This is a genomic window from Achromobacter xylosoxidans A8, from assembly GCF_000165835.1.
GTDB lineage: Bacteria > Pseudomonadota > Gammaproteobacteria > Burkholderiales > Burkholderiaceae_B > Achromobacter > Achromobacter xylosoxidans_B.
On the sequence record NC_014640.1, the window covers coordinates 3,701,662 to 3,720,997 of the forward strand.

Below are 19,336 nucleotides of genomic sequence, written 5' to 3' on the forward strand. Positions count from 1 at the left end.
CAGCCATGGACCTGAAGAACCTGAGGGTATTCACCCGCATCGCAGAAGCCGGCAGCCTGACCCGGGCGGCCGCAGCCCTGGGCATCGCGCAGTCCGCGTTGAGCCGCCAACTGTCCGAACTGGAACAGGAGTTCGGCGGCAGACTGTTCTTTCGCACGGGGCGCGGGGTGCTCTTGACCGAACTGGGCGAAAGCCTGATCCCGCGCGCCCAGGCTTTGCTGCTGGAGGCCGATCAGTTGCTGGAGGAAGCGCAGGCCGCCCAGCGCAAGCCTGCGGGCATCGTCAACCTGGGGGTGATTCCATCGCTGTCGCAGCCGCTCATCGGCATGCTGCTGACCTACACGCAGGCACGCTATCCGGGCATCCGGCTGCGGGTCTTCGAGGGTTACAGCGGGGAGATCGAGGCCTGGCTGGCCAACGGCAAGATCGACATCGGCATCTACAACCGGTACCGCGCCGCGTCCACCCGCCCGCAAGAGGTCCTGTTCGAAACCGAAATGAAATTGGTGACCAGCGCCGGCTCGGCGGTGGCCGCAAGCCGCGAACTACGCCTGGCCGATCTGGCCGCGGTGCCGCTGGCCCTGCCCGTACGTCCGAACTCCTTGCGTGCGGTGCTGGACAGCCTGACCTTGCGCGCCGGCATCGAACTGAATGTGGTGCTGGAAGCCGACTCCGGCGTCGTCATCAAGGATGCGATCCTGCGTGGCGGCCTGCACAGCATCCTGCCCAGCCACGCGGTATCAACGGAACTGGCGGACGGCAGCCTGGTTGCGATCGGTCTGGCAGATCCCGCTGTCCGGCAGACGGTACTGATGGACCTTAGCCGCCAGCGGCCCGCCACCGCGGCCACCCGGCAGCTGTTCAAGGCCTTGCCGGATCTTGCGCGGCAGGTTGTGGCCGGTGCGCCCGCCGACAAACCGCGCCGGCCGCGCGCGGCGCCCCGGAGCGGCTGAGGTCGCGCAACGGCCCGAGGCTCAGTGCGTGTGCTCGTCCAGCACCAGGTGCGCCATGCCCTTCTCAGTGGCCAGGCCCACCTTCTGCCCGATAGGCAGGGTCGCCTTGGTCGCGACGTGGCCGTACGGCAGGCCCGTCACCACCGGCACCTTGACCGTCCTGCGCAGCCAAGCCACCACTTCGTGCAGGTCGTAGCCGTTGTCGTGCGCGGCCAGCTTGTAGTCCGAGAAGCGGCCCAGCACGATGGCCCTCTGCTTGCCCAGGATGCCGGCCTGCGCCAGCTGGATCAGCATGCGTTCGATGCGGTAGGGATGCTCGGCCACGTCTTCCAGGAACAGGATGCCGCCACGCACCTTGGGCATGTAGGGCGTGCCCAGCAAGGACGTCAGCATGGCCAGGTTGCCGCCCCACAGGATGCCGCGGCAGTCCACCGCATCGGCGTCCTGGGTTTCGAAGCTGAGGATTTCCAGTTCGCCGCGCATGATCTCGCCGAACAGGGCTTCGGTCAGGTCGTCGACCTTCTTGCCGCCGAAGTCATAGATGGCCGAGGCGCCGGTATAGCTGACCGCGCCGGTCTGCGCCAGCAGGCCCAGGTTGAAGGCGGTGAAGTCGCTCATGCCGACGAAGCGCTTGCCGCTGTCGGCCATGGCCTTCCAGTCAATGGAAGGCAGCAGCCGGCCCATGCCGTAGCCGCCGCGCGTGACCATGACGATGGGCAACTTCTGCTTGGCGGCGCGCGTCAGGCTGGCCAGGCGCTGCGCGTCGGTGCCGGCGAAGCGCTGGTGCTCAGCCAAAGCAGTGCGGTCCAGGGCGGTCTTGAAGCCCTGCTGCTGCAGGCGCTCGCGGGCCAGTTCAACCGTGGCCGGGTCGCGCACCGCGGAGGACGGCGAGATCAGGTAGATGCCGCGGGCGTCCGGCAGCACGTGGGCGTGGCTGTGGTCATGCCCGCAGTCTTCATCACATTCGTGGCCTGCATGGCCATGATCGTGGTTGTGGTCATGCTCGTGGGCGGCGGCGGCTTTCGCACCGCGCGCCTTGGCGCCTTGGGATTTGCTCATGCTGCGGATTCCTTGCTGCGGCGTTCGCGGAAGAACCGGCGCAGCAATTCGCCGCAAGGTTCCGCCAGCACGCCGCCGGTGACTGAGGTGTGATGATTGAGTTTGGGGACCGAGCCTACGTCCAGCACGCTGCCGCAGGCGCCGGTCTTGGGGTCGTAGGCGCCGAACACCACGCGGGCGAGCCGCGCGTGCAGCATGGCGCCGATGCACATGACGCAGGGCTCCAGCGTCACATACACGGTGATGCCCGGCAGGCGGTAGTTTTCCAGCGCGCGCGCGGCGCCGCGCAAGGCGACGATCTCGGCGTGGGCGGTGGGGTCGTGGTCGATGATGGTGCGGTTGTAGCCCCGCCCCAGAATGTCGCCCTGGGCCGACACCACCAGCGCGCCCACCGGCACCTCGCCGATGTCGTAGGCGGCCTGGGCCTCTTGCAGCGCCAGTTCCATGAAGCTGGCGTCCTGCGCGGTCCAGGGTTGAACCGCCGCCAAAGGGATTGCTTCAACCACGGTACACCCGGGACTTCAGTGCGATGCGGCCGGCCAGGCTGGTCACGGCTTCTTCCAGCCATTGATAGAGTTCGGCATGCTCGTCGTAGCGGGCCTGGTTCAGGTTCGATACCCGGCCCTCTTCGATGAAGCCCCAGGCCCGGCTGCGCTTGTCCCGATGCTTGGGGTCCCAGACGCCGAAGGCGAAGCCGCCGGCGCGGCGGATCAGCGAAAAGCACGGAATGTCGGTGTAGCCGTCGCCGACGAACACCATCTGGTCGAACGGCACGCGCAAGCGGTCCTCGGGCACCTTGCGGTTGACCTCGAAGGGCTTGTTGCGGAAGTCGCGGCCGATGATGCCTTTCTGGATATGGAACAGGTAGCGGGTCTTGTCGGTAAAGCTGACGATGCGGCGCGGAAAGGCGATGCCGCCATCGGCGCCGTAGACGAATTCGGACGCCCAGATCTCGGTGAATTCATGCGCGATGGGCGTGGAGCGGACCACGTCGCCAATGCCGCTGGAGATCAGGTAGAACTCCAGCTGCACTTGCGGCTGTTCGGCCCGCACCGCGGCGCGCAGGCGCTGGAACAGCGTGGGAACGCCATCGTGCAGTTCCAGCCGCGCGCCCCAGTCCTTCAGGCGTTGCTGCGTGATGAGGCCATGCTTGCCCGATTGCGACAGCTGGATCATCTGGTACAGGTAGGCGGGCACGGGGTCCCAATCCTGCTGCGACAACAAGGGATCGACCTCATCCTTCCAGAAGGATGCCGTGTCCACGCCCATGCTTTCCAGGAAGCCGGACGTGCTGTCCGAGGCCAGCGTGTCGTCGAAGTCGAATATCAGGGCGATGACGTCGGACATGTATATGCGTGAAAAAGGGGCGACAGCCGCCATTTTGCCTGAATGTGGCGGCGGCTGCGCCCCTGTGGGCCCGGATGCAGGCCCTGTGCCCGACCCGTCCGCTTACTGGCGGACCGGCGCGGTCATGGGCGCCGCGGCGGGCGCGGGCGCCATGCCCGGCGCGCCGGCCGCGGGCGGCACCGTGTCGGCGGGCACCTGGATGACGGTTTCACGCAGCACGCCCCCGCCCTGCACGCTGCCGCGCACATTGGTGGGCGAAGTCATCTGTGTGACGCAATCTTGGCGCGATGCGGCCGGCAGGCGGTTGCAGCGGTCCAGCATGTTCTGCTGCAGCTGGTCGGTGCCGCCGTCCTTGAGATTGTTGCGGCCGCTCTCTTGCCGCGCCGCGCCGGCTTCGCGCATGCAGGCGGCCTGGTCCTGGCCGGTGGCGCCGCTCTTGCAAGCCGCCACATCCTGCTGGTACTGGGACTGGGCTGAGCCGCGGCCGCTCGCATCTGCCGCGTGGACCGCTCCCGCGGCCAACATCAGGCCTGCAGCGCAAAGCGTCGCCGCGAGGCGTTTGGTATGCATGGGACGTGTAGTCATGGTCAGCTCCTTGAGATTGGTTGATCCGTTACCCACTATCCCACGATGACGCTTCGGCTACATGTCCAGCGACTTGAATTCGTAAGACTACGTTTCAATTGACGCGGCGCAACAAACCCGCCCTGCCGGCTTAGCTGGCATCGCGCTCGGCGTCGGCTTTGCTCAGGCGGTTACGGTAGGTCGCCGCGCGCATCAGCAGCATGGCGGTCACGGGCGAAGACACGATCAGCAGCAAGGTGATGATGACTTCATGAAACACAGGCCGGGCAGACAGCGCCGAAAACACCAGGATGGAAGCGGCCAACACGCAACCGCAACCCATGGTGTTGCCCAGGGTGGGCGCATGGATGCGGGCATAGAAGGTACGGAAGCGCAGCAGGCCGGCCGACCCGGTCAGCGCCAGCAAGCCGCCGAGCACCAGCAGGATGCTGGCAGGTATGGTGGCCCACAGCGGGATCTGGGCGTCGATCATGGCTCGATCACCTCGCCGCGCAGCAGGAAGCGCGCCATCGCGGTGGAACCGACGAAGCCGAACAGCGCGATCAGCAGCGCGATGTCGAAGTACACGGACGTGCCGGAGCGGATGCCGAACACCAGCATGGTCAGCATGCCGTTGATGTACAGCGTGTCCAGGGCCAGCACGCGGTCCTGCGCGGTGGGACCGCGCAGCAGCCGGATGGCGGCGAAGACCATGCCCAGCGCGAAGCAGAGCAAGGCGAAGGACGCGGCCCAGTAAAGTATGTTGTTCATTCGAAAATCTCCATCAGCGGGCGCTCGTAGCGTTCCTGGACCAGCTTGATCCAGTCGCCCTCGTTCTGCAGGTCCAGCACGTGCAGCTTCAGGCGATGGTCGTCGGTCAGGTCCACCCAGACGGTGCCCGGCGTGTAGGTGACGATGCAGGCCAGCATCGCCAGGCCATGCGGGTCGCGCATGGTCAGCGGGATCATGATGAACCCGGGTGAAAAGTTATTGCGGCGCGGATTCAGGATCAGCCGCGCCACGGCGACATTGGATTTGATGATGTCCGCGGTCACGTGCAGGAACAGCGGCACCGCCTTCCACAGGCGGCGCGGCCGCGCCCGCAGCGGCCGCAGGCGGGATGCGGCCCAGGTGAACCACAGCGCCAACGCGATGCCCAGCGCGATCTGGCCGGCGGACGCGCTCTCATTGAGCACCAGCCACAGGACGAACAGGTAGACCGGCAGGAACAGGAAGTAGAGGCGGCGCATCAGCTTCCTCCCTTGAGGCCGCGCACGGTCTGCGCGGACATGACGGCGTCGATATAGGACTTGGGCTGGTCCAGCGAACGCGCCGCGTCGTCCAGGTAGGCCGACACAGGACCCGCGCCGGCCGCCAGGCCCACGCACAGCAGCAACAGCACTGCCACTGGCCCGGCTTCGATCAGCCGCAGGCGCGGCGTGCTGCGGTCATCGCTGGCCCAGAACACCCGGATGCCGGTGCGGCCCAGGCCGATCAGGCCGGCCAAACCGGACAGCAGCACGGCGGCCACCAGTATCCATGCGTCCATGGGCACGGCCGATTCGTTGGCGGCCGACACCGCCGCCGACAGCAGCGACAGCTTGGCGACAAAGCCCGACAGGGGCGGCAGGCCAGTCACCAGCAAGGCGCAGGAAATGAAGGCCAGGCCCAGGAAGGCCATGGCCGCGGGAATGGCCACGCCCACCACGTCGTCGGACCGGTTGACCGAGGCGGGATCGTCCAGGTCGAAGGCATCCAGGGTCACGGCCAGCACGTTGGCGCCGAAACTGCGGGTGCGTTCGATCAGCTCGGCCAACAGGAAGAACGCGCCCGTGGTCAGCACGGAACTGAGCAGGTAGAACAGCGCCGGACCGGTCAGCGTCACGCCCGGCATGCCCAGCGCGGTCAGCAGCGTGCCCGCCGACACGATCACGCAGTAGCCCACCATTTTTTCCAGCTGCTGCGTCGCCAGCAAGCCCAGGCCGCCGAACAGCAGCGTGGCCAGCCCCGCCGCGAACATCCAGTCCAGGCTGAATGCCGCTGGCGCGCCTGTCGGCAGCAGCAAGGAGCCGATGCGCAGCAGCGCGTAGATGCCGACCTTGGTCATGATGGAGAACATGGCCGCGACCGGCGCGCCGGCCGAACCGTAGCCCTTGACCAGCCAGAAGTTCAGCGGCCAGGCGCCCGCCTTTACCAGGAAAGCCACGCCCAGGATGGCCGCGCCAGCCTCGAACAGCATGCGGTCCGCGCCCGCCAGGTTGCCCGCGCGCACCGCCAGGTCCGCCATGTTCAGCGTGCCGGTGACACCGTAGATCAGCGCGATGCTGATCAGCAGCAGGAACGAAGCCACCAGATTGACCGCGATGTACTGCAGGCCGGCGCTGACGCGCGCCACGCCCGAGCCGTGCAGCAACAGGCCATAGGACGCGGCCAGCAGCACTTCGAAGAACACAAACAGGTTGAACAGATCGCCCGTCAGGAATGCCCCGTTCAGCCCCATCAGCAGGAACTGGAACAGCGAATGGAAGTGCACGCCGGCGCGGTCCCAGCGGGCCAACGCATAGACCAGCGTGGCCAATCCCAGCACCGCGGTCAGGGTCAGCATGACGGCGGCCAGACGGTCGACCACCAGCACGATGCCGAAGGGCGCGGGCCAGTCGCCCACCAGATAGACCCCTACCCCGTCCGGCCAGACACCGGGTACGCCGCCGCCCGCCACCACCAGCAGCGCAATGGCGGCGGCCAGTTGGCCCAGGGTGGAAACGAGCGCGATGGCGCCACGGGTATAGCGGCGGGTGTCAGCCAGCAGGAGCATCGCCGCGCCAGCCGCGAGCGGCGTGACAATGGGCAATACGGGTAGATGTTGCAGCCAAAAATTCAAGATTGGGACTCCCGTCCATCAACGTGGTCGGTACCCGTGAGGCCACGCGAGGCCAGCAGCACAACCAGGAACAGCGCGGTGGTGGCGAAGCCGATCACGATGGCCGTCAGCACCAGCGCCTGCGGCAGCGGATCCGCATACCAGGAAGGATCATGGGCCACTGCCGGATCCACCACGGGCGGACGGCCCGAGGTCAGCCGGCCCATGCCGAAGATGAACAGGTTCACCGCGTAGGAAACCAGCGACAGGCCCATGATGAACTGGAAGGTCCGCGGCCGCAGCAGCAGCCAGACGCCCGAGCCAGCCAAGACACCGATAGCGATGGCGTATATCAATTCCATCAGGCTTCCCCTGTTTGTGCGGCGGCCGCCTGGATTTCGACGGCAGCCTTGCGTTGCGCGCGCAGCGATTGGTGGGCCAGCGCCACCAGCACCAGCACGGTGGAGCCCACGACCAGCATGTAGACGCCCAGGTCGAACAGCAGCACGCTGGACAGGTGCACATGGCCGATCAGCGGCAGCGCGATATCCCAGGACAGCGCCGCCAGGAAGGGCTTGTAGGCCAGCCAGGCGGTCACCGCAGCCGTGCCGGCGAACAGCAGGCCGATGCCGATCCAGTTCTGCGGGTTGAGGCGGCTGCGCGACTCCACCCAGTACACGCCGCCCACCATGTATTGCAGGATCACTGCGGTGGCGAAGATCAGTCCGCCCACGAAACCGCCGCCCGGCTGGTTGTGGCCGCGCAGCAGGAAGTAAACGGAAATCAGCGCGGCGGTGGGCAGCAACAGGCGCACCAGCACGGTCGGCACCATCATCGAGCCCGTGGGCACCAGCGACTTGATGTCCGGCGCCTCCGGCACGCCGCCGTCCTGGTCGAGCTGCTGGCGCGGCAGGTCCGCGCTTTCAGCGGCCGGACGGAAGCGGCGCAGCAGCGCGTAGACCGTCAGCGCCACGATGCCCAGCACGGTGATTTCGCCAAAGGTATCGAAGCCGCGGAAGTCCACCAGGATGACGTTCACCACGTTGGTGCCGCCGCCGTCCGGCAGCGCGCGATCGACGAAATACGAGGAAATGGTGTCGCCTTGCGGACGCACCAGCACCGCATAGGCCAGCGCGGCCATGCCGGTGCCCGCGGCGCCCGCCATCAGCAGGTCGCGCAGTCGGCGCCCGCGCGCCCGCAGCGTGGCCTTCAGGCCTTCGTCCTCGTCCTGCGCGATGCGCCGCGGCAGCCAGCGCAGGCCCAGCAGCAACAGCACCAGGGTCACCACCTCGACCGACAACTGGGTCAGGGCCAGGTCAGGCGCCGAGAACCAGACGAAGGTCAGGCAGGTGATCAGACCCGCGCCGCCGGCCAAGGCCAGCGACGCCAGGCGGTGGTACTTGGCCTGGAAGGCCGCAGCCAGCGCGCAGCCCGCGCCCACCAGCCACAGCAGCGCGAACGCCGGGTCGATCGGCGTCATGCGGCCGGCGCCATCCAGCCAGCCGCCCCCGCGCAACGGCAGCCAGGCCACGAACAGCGTGCCCAGCACGATCAGCAGCATCTGCACCTGCAGGCGCGAGGACGCCAGCCAGCGCAGCAGCCAGGCCGCGGCCACGCTGGAGCCGTCCAGCAGCGCCTCGAAGCTGCGGCGGCCGTCCAGGCGGTAGATGAACGGCACCCGGCCCGGGTTGGCGCGCTGATGCGCGCGCAAGGCCAGGTAGAGCAGGATGCCGGCCGTGGTCGCCACCAGGCTCATGACCAGGGGCAGGTTCACGCCGTGCCAGACGGCCAGGCTGTATTCCGGCATGTCCTGGCCCAGGATGCTCTGTGCCGCCGTCGCCAGGAACGGGCCGATCGTCAGCCCGGGCACCACGCCCACCAGCAGGCAGATGGCCACCAGCAGCGCGCTGGGAAACAGCATCCAGCGCGGCGGCTCATGCGGCGCACGCGGCAGGTCGGTAGCCGGAGGGCCGAAGAACACTTGCAGGATGAAGCGCAGCGAATAGGCCACGCTGAACGCGCCCGCGATGGTAGCCACCAGCGGCAGGCCGATCTCGGTAATGCGGTCGCCGCTGACGAAAGTGGTCTCGGCGAAGAACATTTCCTTGGACAGGAAGCCGTTGAGCAGCGGCACCCCCGCCATCGATGCGGCCGCCACCATGGCCAGCGTCGCCGTAATGGGCATGGCCTTGTACAGGCCTGAGAGCCGGCTCAGGTCGCGCGTGCCGGTCTCGTGGTCCACCACGCCCGCGGCCATGAAGAGCGAGGCCTTGAAGGTGGCGTGGTTGATCATGTGGAAGATGGCCGCGACCAACGCCAGCGTGCTGTTCAGGCCCAGCAGCAGCGTAATCAGCCCCAGGTGGCTGATGGTGGAATACGCCAGCACCCCCTTCATGTCCTGCTGGAAGATGGCCGCGTAGGCGCCCAGCACCAGTGTGATCAGCCCCGCCCCGCCGATGATCCAGAACCACTCATCGGTACCGGACAGCACCGGCCAGAACCGCGCCAGCAGGAACACGCCTGCCTTCACCATGGTGGCCGAATGCAGATAGGCGGATACGGGCGTGGGCGCCGCCATGGCGTTGGGCAGCCAGAAATGGAAAGGAAACTGGGCGCTCTTGGTCAGCGCGCCCAGCGCCACCAGGATCAGGACGGCCGGATACCAGGGGTCGGCGCGCACCAGGTCGCCCGCCGCCAGCACCCGGTCCAGGTCATAGCTGCCGACGATGTGGCCCAGTATCAGCACCCCGGCCAGCAGGCACAGTCCGCCCCCGCCCGTGACCGTCAGCGCCATGCGCGCGCCGCGGCGCGCGTCCAGGCGGTGATGCCAGTAGGCAATCAGCATGAAGGACGCCAGGCTGGTCATTTCCCAGAACATGACCAGCTGGATCAGGTTGCCGGACAGCACCACGCCCAGCATGGCGGCCATGAAGGCCTGGAAGAACGAGAAAAAGCGCGGCACCGGATCTTCCGGCGACATGTAGTAGCGGGCGTACAGCACCACCAGCGCGCCCATGCCGGACACGATCAGTGCAAACAGCCAGGCATAGCCATCCATGCGCAGCGTGAACTGCAGGCCCAGGGCGGGCGCCCAGGGCATGTCGAAGCGGACCACGCCGCCATTGGTGACTTCGGGATACAGGCTGATGACCAGCACCACACAGGCCAGGGCGATGAGGCCTGCCAGCCAGGCCTCGGCATTGCGGGCGTTGGCTGGCAGGAGCGCGGCGCACAGGCTGCCGGCGAACGGCAGAGCGAGGATCAGGATCAGCGACATGGCGTTCCGAGAGTGTCCGGGCCCCCTCCCGCCAGCACAAGGCAGCGAAAGACGAACAGACCGGGGATTGAAAAACGGACGGAACCCTGGCCCGGTGCGTCGCTGCACTACACGTTGCCCCGCGGGGGACATCAACCAACGCCATTGAACGGCGCAGACAGAAACAAACGCAATAGCTTTCTTGCAAGACCGGCCAAGAATCTCATACGAAAAATATCAGATTCTTGTAAGTTATGCAGAGATTTATGTGTTTACGATGCGGATGACGGCACGATCGATGCGCAATCCTTGCGCAATTGAAATATTCCCGAAGCTTTTCATGTCGTTGTCAGCATTGGATTTTTTGGTCTATTGCGGTCTTCTTCGGACATCCGCGCCATAAAAAAATAACCCTGGACAAGCCAGGGTCTATCCGGGTTGACCGGCCGAAATTTACTGTGTGGAATGGCGCCCACGAAGCTCCGCCACGCCAGCATCCGGGCGCGGCAGGCTTCACCGACGCCGGCCCAAGAAGCCGGCCGGGTCGGAAATTCAAATAATCTGGAGAAGACTCTTGACCATGCTGTCCCAAGCCAAGGCCGTCCTGGCCGCCGCCGTCGCCGGCCTCTGCCTCACCACCGCCGCGCAAGCAGCCGACCCCTACCCCAACAAGCCCATCCGCCTGATCGTCCCCTTCGCCGCGGGCGGCACCACCGACATCGTCGCGCGCATCGTCGCCGAAGGCCTGACCCGCGAGCTCGGCCAGGCCGTGGTGGTCGAGAACCGCGGCGGCGGCGGCGGCTCGATCGGCGCCGACGCCGTGGCGCGCTCCACGCCTGACGGCTACACCCTGGGCGTGGCCACCGTCAGCACCATGGCCACCAACCCGGCCACCAATCCCAAGAACCCCTACAACCCGTTGAAGGACTTCGCTCCCATCACCAATATGGTGAACGTCCCCAACGTGCTCACGGTGAACCCGGCGGTGCCGGCCAAGAACCTGGCAGAGTTCATCGCCCTGCTCAAGGCCAACCCCGGCAAGTACGCCTACGCGTCCTCGGGCGCGGGCGGCATCGGCCACCTGGACGGCGAACTCTTCAAGTCCCTGACCAAGACCGACATGGTGCACGTGCCCTACCGCGGTTCGGGCCCGGCCCTCAACGACGTGATCGCCGGCCAGGTCAACGCCCAGTTCGACAACCTGCCCTCGTCCATGCCCCACATCCAGGCCGGCAAGCTGCGCGCCCTGGCCGTGGCCGCGCCCAAGCGCCTGCCCGCGCTGCCGGACGTGCCGACCTTCTCCGAAGGCGGCCTGCCGGAAATGGACAATATGGCCTGGTACGGCCTGGTCGCGCCCGCCGGCACGCCGCAGGCCGTGATCGACCGCATCCATGACGCCGCCGTCAAGGCGCTCAAGGATCCCAAGATCGTGCAGCGCCTGGCCGACGGCGGCTCGCTGGTGGACGGCAACACGCCTGCCGAATACGCCGCCCAGATCAAGCGCGAGCTGGAACTGCGCCAACGCATCGCCAAGGAACGCAACATCCAGTCGACCAACTGATCGTCCGCTGCGACGCGCCGGCCCGATCTTCGGGACCGGCCATGCCCGAGAGCCGGTCTACCCAGACCGGCTCTTTTACTGGGTCCGCGCTTTTCCGACAGGCGTACGTTCCCGAGGTCCGGCCTTGACTGCAATCGCCCCGGTGGTAGCATGTGCGACCGTGCGATCCCATTTTTCTCCCCTCCCCTGCGCCGCCTGCGCGCTTTGCGCCCTGCGCTCGACCCTGTTGAGCTCGCAGGAAGTCGCCGCGCGCTCCGCCTACGCCCGCTCCAAGCCCGGCTAATCGCCCGCTTTTCCCCTTCCTGAGCCCTATCCCGGCCCGCCGCCGGCTGCCTGCGCACACCCGCGCTTTCCGCAGCCCTGCAGCCGGCCGGCGCAAGCCCTGCCGCGTGGCCGGGCCCCAAGCCTCGTCTCTTTATCCGCAAGCCGCCGGAGGTTTGCGGCCAGGCCACGCACCGACCTATTCCAAGCGCCATGCAACTCACCAAGAATTTCGTCAAAGCCAAGAATCCCTGCGCGGGCGGCTACAAATGGTTCATCCGCGACCACAACGGGCAAGGAGACTATCAGGCCGTGCTTGACGCTCTGGTCGCTGACGGACGCGTCAGCGACGCCTGCTGGCTGCTGGACCAGTTCGGCCCCACCGACGCCGTGCTGCGGCTGGATTCGGTCGACGCCAATGCCATCGTCTTTGCCGGCACTCTCGAAGTGCGTATGGGCATCAATGTGGATAGCGTGGTGCGCGCCGGACGCAGCATCGTCACCGGCGGCGGCATCCGCGCCGGCGAAACCATCCAGGCGGGCGAGAACATCACCGCCGGCGCCACCATCGCCAGCGGCGGCAACATCCGCGCGGGTGGCGACATCATGGCCGACTGGGGCATCGAGACCGCCACCCGCCTGGATTGCGGCGGCAACGTCCGCGCCAAATGGGACATCTGCGCCGGCCAGGACCTGGCCGTGACCGGCCACCTGCATGCCGGACAGGACGTGCAAACGCAAGGCGCGATCAAATGCGGCCAAGGCATCAAGGCCGGCGGCGACGTGCGCGCCGAAAAGGAAATAGACGCGGCCTGCGGCATCCAGGCCGGCGGCTCCATCCAGTGCGGCGAACACCTCGCTTCGGGCTGGGGCCTGATCGCCGGCGAGGACATCCGCGCCGACGGCGCGATCCGCGCGGGTGAAGGCGTACAGGCCGAAGGCGTCATCGAAGCGGGCGCGGGCCACGGCATCTACGCCGGCCTGAGCGTGCGCCTGGACGCCTGGGCCGCCTGCGCGCGGGTCGTGGCGCAGAGCCGGCCCGAGCAACTGGTCAGCGGACACTGGGACGGCCAGGACAGCGCCGCGTACGCATAGCGGCTGCCCGGCGCGGCGTTCCTCGCCTACTCTGCCTGGATGTTCGCTTCCTGCATGCGCCGGCCCCAGGTGCCCAGTTGCGCCTGCACGAAAGCCTGCTGCTGCGCCTGCGTGTTCGGCGCCGCCGTCATGCCCAGGGCGGCAAACTTCTGCTGCACCTCGGGCCGCGCCAACGCGTCGTTCACCGCCTTGTTCAAGCGCTCCAGGATCGGTTGCGGAATGCCGGCGGGACCGGCCAGGCCGACCCAGACCACCAGATCGAAATCCTGGTAGCCGGTCTCGGCGAACGTCGGCACGTCCGGCAAATCCGGCAGCCGGCGCTCGGTGCTGATAGCCAGCGCCCGCAGCTTGCCGCCGCGCAGCAGCGGCGTCGCGACGGACAGGTCCGCCATCACGTAATCGACTTGCCCGCCTGCCAAGTCCGTCAGCGCCGGGGGCTGACTCTTGTACGGCACACCTTCCGCGCGCACGCCGGCAATGCGATTGAAAGCCGCGGCGCCGACCTGCCCGCCGGGAGAACCGTAGCCGTAGTTCAAGGAGCCCGAGGCCGCCTTCTTCACGAAGGAGGCCAGGTCCTTGTACGGACCATCGGCGCGCACCAGCAGCAGCATGGGCATGGTGGTCAAGCGCGACACGTGGCTGAAGTCCTTCTGCGCATCGTAGGGAAGCTTTTTGAACAGCCCCGGGTTGATGGAGTTCAACGAGCTGCTGGAGATCGTCAGCGTGTAGCCGTCGCCCGGCGAACGCACCGCGTACTCGGTGCCTATCAGGCCTTGGGCGCCGGGCTTGTTCTCGACGATCACATTGGCGTTCAGATCCTTGCGCAGTTCTTCCGCAATGATGCGGGCGCTGGTGTCGGTGGCGCTTCCTGGCGAAAAGGCCGCCACGATCTTGATGGGCTTGTCGCCCGGATAGCTATCGGCCTGCGCCGCGCCCTGCGCGGACAGGCCCAGCATGGCGCACGCCAACAGCGCGACTCGAATCGTTTTCATGGTTTGTCTCCTGGTTTTATGGGTACTGCCTGGTTTGCCTTACCGCTCTGACGGCGGTGTTGCGGCATTCATTTCGCCCAAGCGCGGCGGGCCCCGGCGTATGGCCGCAGGCGTGTCGGACAGCTTTATCGGTATGCCTGGCCCGTGGTAATCGTCACGGCGGACCACCATCTGGCGATGCTCGGTATGCGCGGCCGCGGCCACCGACGCCATGTCCAGAATCGGCGCGGCGGGCACGTTCTGCGCCAGCAGCTGCTTGCCGAACGTCTCGCCATCCACTTGCGCGAAAGCCTGGGCCAGCGCGGAATCCACGGCCTCGCGGTTGACCACCCGCTGCCCGTTGGACTTGTAGCGCTCGTCCTGCGCCATTTGCGCCATGCCCAATTGGCTGCACAACTTCGCGAACAGGCGATCGTTGGCGACCGCGATGAACAAGGGGCAAGTCCGGGTCTGGTAGACGTTGTAGGGCACGATGTTCGGATGCCCGTTGCCGCTGGGCCGCGGCGTGTTGCCCGACGCCAGATAGTTGGCCAGGAACGGATGCGCTACCGACACGGCGGAATCGTAGAGGCACACGTCAGCCATCTGCCCGCGTCCGGTCCGATGGCGGGCCTGCAGCGCCAGCAGCACGGCAATCGCGGCATTCATACCCGTGGTCAGATCGACCACCGGCACCCCCAGCCTCAAGGGCTCGCCGCCCGCCTCGCCGTTGATGCTGAGCAGCCCGGCCATGGATTGCACAGCGGCGTCGTAGCCCGGCAGTTCGCCGAGCGGACCATCGTCGCCGAAACCCGTGATGCGGCAATGGACCAGCCGCGGAAAGCGCTCGGTGATGGCGGATGGTTCGGCCACGCCCCAGCCGCGCAGCGTGCTGGCCTTGAAGTTCTCGATCAGCACGTCGGCGGTTTCGAGCAATTGCCAGAAGGTCTCGCGTCCGGCCTCACTGTTCAAGTCCAGCACCATGCTGCGCTTGTTGCGGTTCACGGCGCGAAAGTACGCCGAACTGCCGTCAACGAACGGCGGGCCGAAGCCGCGGCATTCATCGCCGTCCGGCGACTCGATCTTGATCACGTCGGCGCCGTGGTCGCCCAGCATCTGGCCGCAGAACGGGCCCGCCAGGACGCGCGAGGCGTCGATCACGCGCAGGCCGGCGAGTGCGCCGCCCGCATCGCTGCTATGCATGTCTGTCTCCTTTCCGATTCAGGACTCAGGCCGAGGCGCGGGCGATCAGCCAGCTGAATTCCCTGCCCTGCGCGCCCGCCTGGGTGCTCATGCGCAGCGCGAGCCGGTGGTTGTGCGCATCCAGCGCGCCTTCCAGCAGGCCGTTCCAGGCTTGCGCCACGCAAGGATGCGCATCGGCCACGCCGTCCATCAGGTTCCAGCCCGTTTGGGTCACGCGCACGCCTTCCGGCGTCTCGCTCACCTCGCACGGGTCGCCCTGCGCTTGCGCCAGCGCCACCATGAAGCGTCCGAACTGCAGGGCGGAGGCATCCTGCGCCACGCCCAGCGCCTGCGCCGTCTGGTGATAGAACTGCATGCCTATCATCCGTCCGGTCAAGTGCAGCAGGCCGGCCGCTTCCTCGGGCCCCCACAGGTTCACAGCCACGGGCAAGGCGCTGCGCACGTACTCCATCGCGTAGTTGCGGCTGGCCTTGGCCAGGCGCGTCGCGGGCCAATCCGCGGTGGGCAGCGTGGGCGCGGCCGCGGCGTCGAAATCGGGCGCGTCCTCATTGCGGCAAAAGCGCAGGCGTTCATGCGGCTGCAGGTCGCGGTCGTACTCGTAGTAATAGCCCTCAAGGCCGGATTGGCCGTCCACGGCCTGCTTGGTGCACACGAAACCCAGCCGCGGATTGTTGAGCGACACGCCGTTCTGCGCATGCCAGCCCGCCAGCATGGCGCGCGACACCTCCGACGGTATCGCGCACAGCGCGGTGCCCGACCAGATCCAGCGCGGCGCGGAATAGCGTATCCAGGCCTTGCGGTCGGACTCGTGCATGTACTGCACCGCCACGCCGCCGATATGGTTCGACAGGTAGTGGTACTGCGCCGCCGCGACGGCGGGCGGCAGATGCGCGATGCCCAGCTTCTTCAGGCCCGGCAGGAAGCGTTCGTTGCGCTGGCGGCAGAAGATCTCGTAGACCAGTTCCGCGGCGCGCGCGGTACCGCGGCGAGTCACGGCGGACAGGACGATGCCCGTGAAATAGGCGTGGTACCACTCGGAGACTGCCCGCCAGCCGCGCTCCTCGGATTGCATGTCATGCATGGCCATTCACTCCGGTGGGAGCCACCACGGAACCGGGCAGCAGGGATTGCATCGACGCGACGGCGAAATCCGCGATGTCGCGCGCGATGGCCTCGCGATCCACCTCTGATTCGCCCTCTCTCGGGCGATACCACATGGTGGTCCAGTTCAATGCGCCCAGCAGCGGCTTGACCTGCAAGGCTGGGGGACCGCGCCGGAAATCGCCCGCCGCCATGCCCGCCTCGATCACGCTGCGAAACAGCGACTCGTAGCGGTCGCGTTGCCGCACCAGCTCTTCCAGCTCGGCGCGCTGGCCCGCGGTGGTGCGTCCGGCCAGATGCAGCTCGACGCCCTGCACCGTGACGCGCTGGTATGGCAGATGCGCCATCATCAGGTGCGTGTGGGCATGGGCCATGTTCCACAGCCGCTGGGGCGGCGACGCGCCTGCGTCCTCGGCCAGCGGCGTCACCCTGTCCAGGTTCAGTTGCATGGCGCGCCGGTGCACGGCGAAGAACAGGTCGGTCTTGCTGCGGTAGTAGTAATAGACGCTGCCTTTGGTGACGCCGATCAGGTCGGCGACCGAATCGATGGTCGTGGCGGCGAACCCCATTTCGGTAAAGGCTTGCGCGGCTGCGTCCAGCAGCTCCACCTGCCGCAGCGGCATCTCGTCGTAGGGAATAACAGTCTTGGCTTTCATGATGTTCCTAGCGTTACGCGGCTGCGCCGGCGCTTTTCTTGATGGCGCGGGCCAGGACCACGCGCTGGATTTCAGAGGTGCCTTCGTAGATTTCGGTGATGCGCTGGTCGCGGTAGCAGCGCTCCACCGCGCTGGGCTTCACATAGCCGCGCCCGGCCAGGATCTGCATCGCGTCATCCACCACGCTGTGCGAGGTTTCGCTGGCCAGCAGCTTGGCCATCGCGCCCAGCGTGCCGATGTCCTGCCCGGCGTCGTAGGCGCGCGCGGCCTCATAGGTCATCATCCGCGACGACGACAACGCGGTGGCCGCATCGGCCAGCTTGAAGCCCACGCCCTGGTGGTCGATGATGCTGCGCCCGAAGGTCTGGCGCTGCACGGCGAAGTCCCGCGCTTCGGCATAGCTGCACAGGGCAATGCCGTTGGCCTGGGCGGCCACCACCACGCGGCCGATGCTCAGCGTCGCCAGCGCGAGCTTGAGCCCTTCGCCCAGCGCCCCGACCACGCTTTCCGCGCCGACCCAGGTGTCCACTTTCAAGTTGGTGGTGGTGGTGCCGCGTATGCCCATCTTGTCTTCGTAGTGGTCCACCACCACGCCCGGCGCATCGCGGTCCACCACGAATGCGCTGATGTTGTTGCGCGCGCCGGGTTCCCCCGTGCGCGCGAACACGATGAAGTAACGCGAATGCCCGCCGTTACCCAACCAGCATTTTTCACCCCGGATGCGCCATCCATCGCCTTCCGGCACCGCCGTGGTCGACAGGGCCGCCGCATCCGAACCCGCGCCGCGCTCGCTCAGGGCGAAATTGACCGCATGGCCGTCGCGCGCCAGGCCGCCCAGCAGCACCATCTTCTGTTCGGCAGAGCCTCCCAGGATGATCGGAAACGCGCCCAGCGACAGCGCCGCCAGGATTGCGGCCGTGGAGGCGCAGCCCTGGGCCACGGTCTCCACCACGGCCACCAGCGAGGTCAGCGATGCGCCTGCGCCACCGTATTCGGCCGGAATGAAAAGCCCGGAAATGCCGCTATCCCGCAAGGGCGCCAGGTGTTCGACGGGGTAACGCTGGTCCCGGTCGATGGCGGCGGCGGCGGGCGCGAACGCCCGCAACGTCAGGTCGGCGGCCTTGTCCCGCCAGGCGCACGCTTCCGGGTTGAGTGAGGGATTCCAGATCACGGACATGCTTGTCTCCAGCAACATACTAATCAGTATTTAGTGAGTTGAACGAGAACATACTACTTGGTATTTTTCTTCGATACCTGGGGAAAACCCGGCGTATGCGAACGAGGCCCCACAGGCGAACGCGAGTTCGCCCGTGGGGTGTTCCATCAACCGCTGACGGCCGCAGCTATGCGGCTTTCGCCTGCGGCGCCGGGTTGCGCAACACCAGCATCAGTCCCAGCAGGATCGCGCCCATTCCGCCCAGGCTCAGCGCCGACAGGCGGTTGCCCAGGATCAGGTAATCCAGGGCCGCGGTGCCGGCCGGGACCAGATAGAACAGGCTGGTGACGTTGACGAGATTGCCGGCCTGGATCATGCGGTAGAACAGCAGGGTCGCGCCGACGGATATCACCAGCCCCATCCAGATCAACGGCAGGACGAAGCCCGCCACCCACTCCACATGCATAGGCTGAAACGGCACGAACAGCAGGCACAGCGCCAGGCTGACAAGGTACTGCAGCGGCATGACGTCCATGGGCGCCTGACGCACGCGCTTCTGCAGGATGGCGCCCGTCGTCATGCAGACCAACGCGGCCAGCGCGAAGACCATGCCGGCCGCGGAAAAGCGCGCCATGCCTATGCTCTGGTAGACCACCATCACCAGCCCGCACAGCGCCAGGAACAGGCCGGCCAAGCGCGGCAGTGAATAACGCCGCTCCATCAGCGCCAGCGTCAGGATGGGCTGCGCGCCCAGCAGCGTGGCCAGCACTCCCGGCGTGATGCCGTGGTCCAACGCCAGCAGATAGCAGATGGAATACCCGCCGATCAGCAGCAGGCCCGTCGCCGCCACCGTCGCGCGCGTGCCGCGCTCGGGCAGCCAGCGCCGCCGCCATACGCAGATCAGCAGCAATACGGCCAGGGCCAGGATGAAGCGCAGCAGCAGGAAGCCGAAGGCGGAGGCATGGGACAGCCCCCATTTGGCGAAAATCGCGCCGCCGCTCCACAGCAGCACGAACAAGGAGGTGGAGCCATAGGAGGTCCACGCGTTTCTATCGAAAGACATGAGGTTTCTACCTGTCGGGGTATTAACAGGCTCCGGTCCCGTCCGCGCAGGCGCACGCAAGCGTGCGCTAGACGGATGCAATACGCATCAAGACGTCTGGCAAATCTGCTGGGGAAGAGACTGGAGTCGGGTTGCGGACGGCGTCAGCCGACGACGACCGCGCAAGGCGGGTAAGCGCCCGAGACCACGCCGCAAGGCGGCGCGACCGGCGGCGATACCACCGTGGACAG

The 19,336-nt window shown here is 67.0% G+C and carries 19 protein-coding genes; 3 read left to right on the forward strand and 16 right to left on the reverse strand.

The features are described from left to right. Positions 1–5 precede the first annotated feature (5 nt). Positions 6–953, forward strand: a complete 948-nt coding sequence (locus AXYL_RS17065) for a LysR family transcriptional regulator (RefSeq protein WP_013394072.1) — start codon at positions 6–8, stop codon at positions 951–953. A gap of 21 nt (positions 954–974) precedes the next feature. Here AXYL_RS17065 and AXYL_RS17070 read toward each other — a convergent pair whose 3' ends face one another. The 10 genes from AXYL_RS17070 to AXYL_RS17115 form a co-directional block, all read right to left on the reverse strand. Then, on the reverse strand, positions 975–2,012 hold the full coding sequence (locus AXYL_RS17070; protein WP_013394073.1) for an LD-carboxypeptidase: 1,038 nt from the start codon (positions 2,010–2,012) through the stop codon (positions 975–977). Next, positions 2,009–2,458 carry a tRNA adenosine(34) deaminase TadA gene (tadA, locus tag AXYL_RS17075; RefSeq protein ID WP_049797936.1) on the reverse strand — a complete coding sequence of 150 codons (450 nt, stop codon included), beginning with the start codon at positions 2,456–2,458 and terminating at the stop codon, positions 2,009–2,011. Before tadA ends, AXYL_RS17070 begins: the two co-directional genes overlap by 4 nt. A gap of 52 nt (positions 2,459–2,510) precedes the next feature. Further along, complete coding sequence (locus tag AXYL_RS17080) at positions 2,511–3,359, reverse strand: HAD family hydrolase (RefSeq protein WP_013394075.1); 849 nt, start codon at positions 3,357–3,359, stop codon at positions 2,511–2,513. A gap of 102 nt (positions 3,360–3,461) precedes the next feature. Continuing rightward, positions 3,462–3,944: a hypothetical protein gene (locus AXYL_RS17085; RefSeq protein WP_013394076.1), complete on the reverse strand. Its 483-nt coding sequence runs from the start codon at positions 3,942–3,944 to the stop codon at positions 3,462–3,464. A 130-nt stretch (positions 3,945–4,074) separates the two neighbouring features. Further along, positions 4,075–4,416, reverse strand: coding sequence for a monovalent cation/H(+) antiporter subunit G (gene mnhG, locus AXYL_RS17090; RefSeq protein ID WP_013394077.1), 342 nt, complete (start codon positions 4,414–4,416; stop codon positions 4,075–4,077). After that, positions 4,413–4,694, reverse strand: a complete 282-nt coding sequence (locus AXYL_RS17095; protein WP_013394078.1) for a K+/H+ antiporter subunit F — start codon at positions 4,692–4,694, stop codon at positions 4,413–4,415. Before AXYL_RS17095 ends, mnhG begins: the two co-directional genes overlap by 4 nt. Further along, positions 4,691–5,173, reverse strand: a complete 483-nt coding sequence (locus AXYL_RS17100; RefSeq protein WP_013394079.1) for a Na+/H+ antiporter subunit E — start codon at positions 5,171–5,173, stop codon at positions 4,691–4,693. The genes AXYL_RS17095 and AXYL_RS17100 overlap by 4 nt, the downstream gene beginning before the upstream one ends. Further along, on the reverse strand, positions 5,173–6,738 hold the full coding sequence (locus AXYL_RS17105; RefSeq protein WP_413772861.1) for a monovalent cation/H+ antiporter subunit D: 1,566 nt from the start codon (positions 6,736–6,738) through the stop codon (positions 5,173–5,175). The genes AXYL_RS17100 and AXYL_RS17105 overlap by 1 nt, the downstream gene beginning before the upstream one ends. 62 nt (positions 6,739–6,800) lie before the next feature. Beyond that, entirely contained in the window at positions 6,801–7,145 is a 345-nt protein-coding gene (locus tag AXYL_RS17110) for a Na+/H+ antiporter subunit C (RefSeq protein WP_013394081.1), read from the reverse strand. Next, positions 7,145–10,060, reverse strand: coding sequence for a monovalent cation/H+ antiporter subunit A (locus tag AXYL_RS17115; RefSeq protein WP_013394082.1), 2,916 nt, complete (start codon positions 10,058–10,060; stop codon positions 7,145–7,147). The genes AXYL_RS17110 and AXYL_RS17115 overlap by 1 nt, the downstream gene beginning before the upstream one ends. A gap of 559 nt (positions 10,061–10,619) precedes the next feature. On the opposite strand from AXYL_RS17115, the gene AXYL_RS17120 reads away from it, so the two are divergent. Beyond that, positions 10,620–11,600 (forward strand): Bug family tripartite tricarboxylate transporter substrate binding protein, encoded by a 981-nt coding sequence (locus AXYL_RS17120; RefSeq protein ID WP_013394083.1) that lies wholly within the window; start codon positions 10,620–10,622, stop codon positions 11,598–11,600. Between the two features lie 474 nt (positions 11,601–12,074). Next, the gene (locus AXYL_RS17125) at positions 12,075–12,956 is read left to right on the forward strand and encodes a hypothetical protein (protein ID WP_013394084.1); all 882 of its coding nucleotides are present in this window, start codon (positions 12,075–12,077) and stop codon (positions 12,954–12,956) included. A 26-nt stretch (positions 12,957–12,982) separates the two neighbouring features. Here AXYL_RS17125 and AXYL_RS17130 read toward each other — a convergent pair whose 3' ends face one another. The 6 genes from AXYL_RS17130 to AXYL_RS17155 form a co-directional block, all read right to left on the reverse strand. Continuing rightward, on the reverse strand, positions 12,983–13,948 hold the full coding sequence (locus tag AXYL_RS17130; RefSeq protein WP_013394085.1) for a Bug family tripartite tricarboxylate transporter substrate binding protein: 966 nt from the start codon (positions 13,946–13,948) through the stop codon (positions 12,983–12,985). 39 nt (positions 13,949–13,987) lie between these two features. After that, on the reverse strand, positions 13,988–15,130 hold the full coding sequence (locus AXYL_RS17135) for a CaiB/BaiF CoA transferase family protein (RefSeq protein ID WP_013394086.1): 1,143 nt from the start codon (positions 15,128–15,130) through the stop codon (positions 13,988–13,990). 25 nt (positions 15,131–15,155) lie between these two features. Continuing rightward, positions 15,156–16,211: a hypothetical protein gene (locus tag AXYL_RS17140; RefSeq protein WP_013394087.1), complete on the reverse strand. Its 1,056-nt coding sequence runs from the start codon at positions 16,209–16,211 to the stop codon at positions 15,156–15,158. After that, complete coding sequence (locus tag AXYL_RS17145; RefSeq protein WP_013394088.1) at positions 16,204–16,887, reverse strand: TetR/AcrR family transcriptional regulator; 684 nt, start codon at positions 16,885–16,887, stop codon at positions 16,204–16,206. The genes AXYL_RS17140 and AXYL_RS17145 overlap by 8 nt, the downstream gene beginning before the upstream one ends. A gap of 13 nt (positions 16,888–16,900) precedes the next feature. After that, complete coding sequence (locus tag AXYL_RS17150; RefSeq protein ID WP_013394089.1) at positions 16,901–18,064, reverse strand: acyl-CoA dehydrogenase family protein; 1,164 nt, start codon at positions 18,062–18,064, stop codon at positions 16,901–16,903. A 166-nt stretch (positions 18,065–18,230) separates the two neighbouring features. Then, a complete protein-coding gene (locus AXYL_RS17155; RefSeq protein WP_013394090.1) occupies positions 18,231–19,106 on the reverse strand; it encodes a DMT family transporter in 876 nt (291 codons plus the stop codon). Between the last annotated feature and the right edge of the window lie 230 nt (positions 19,107–19,336).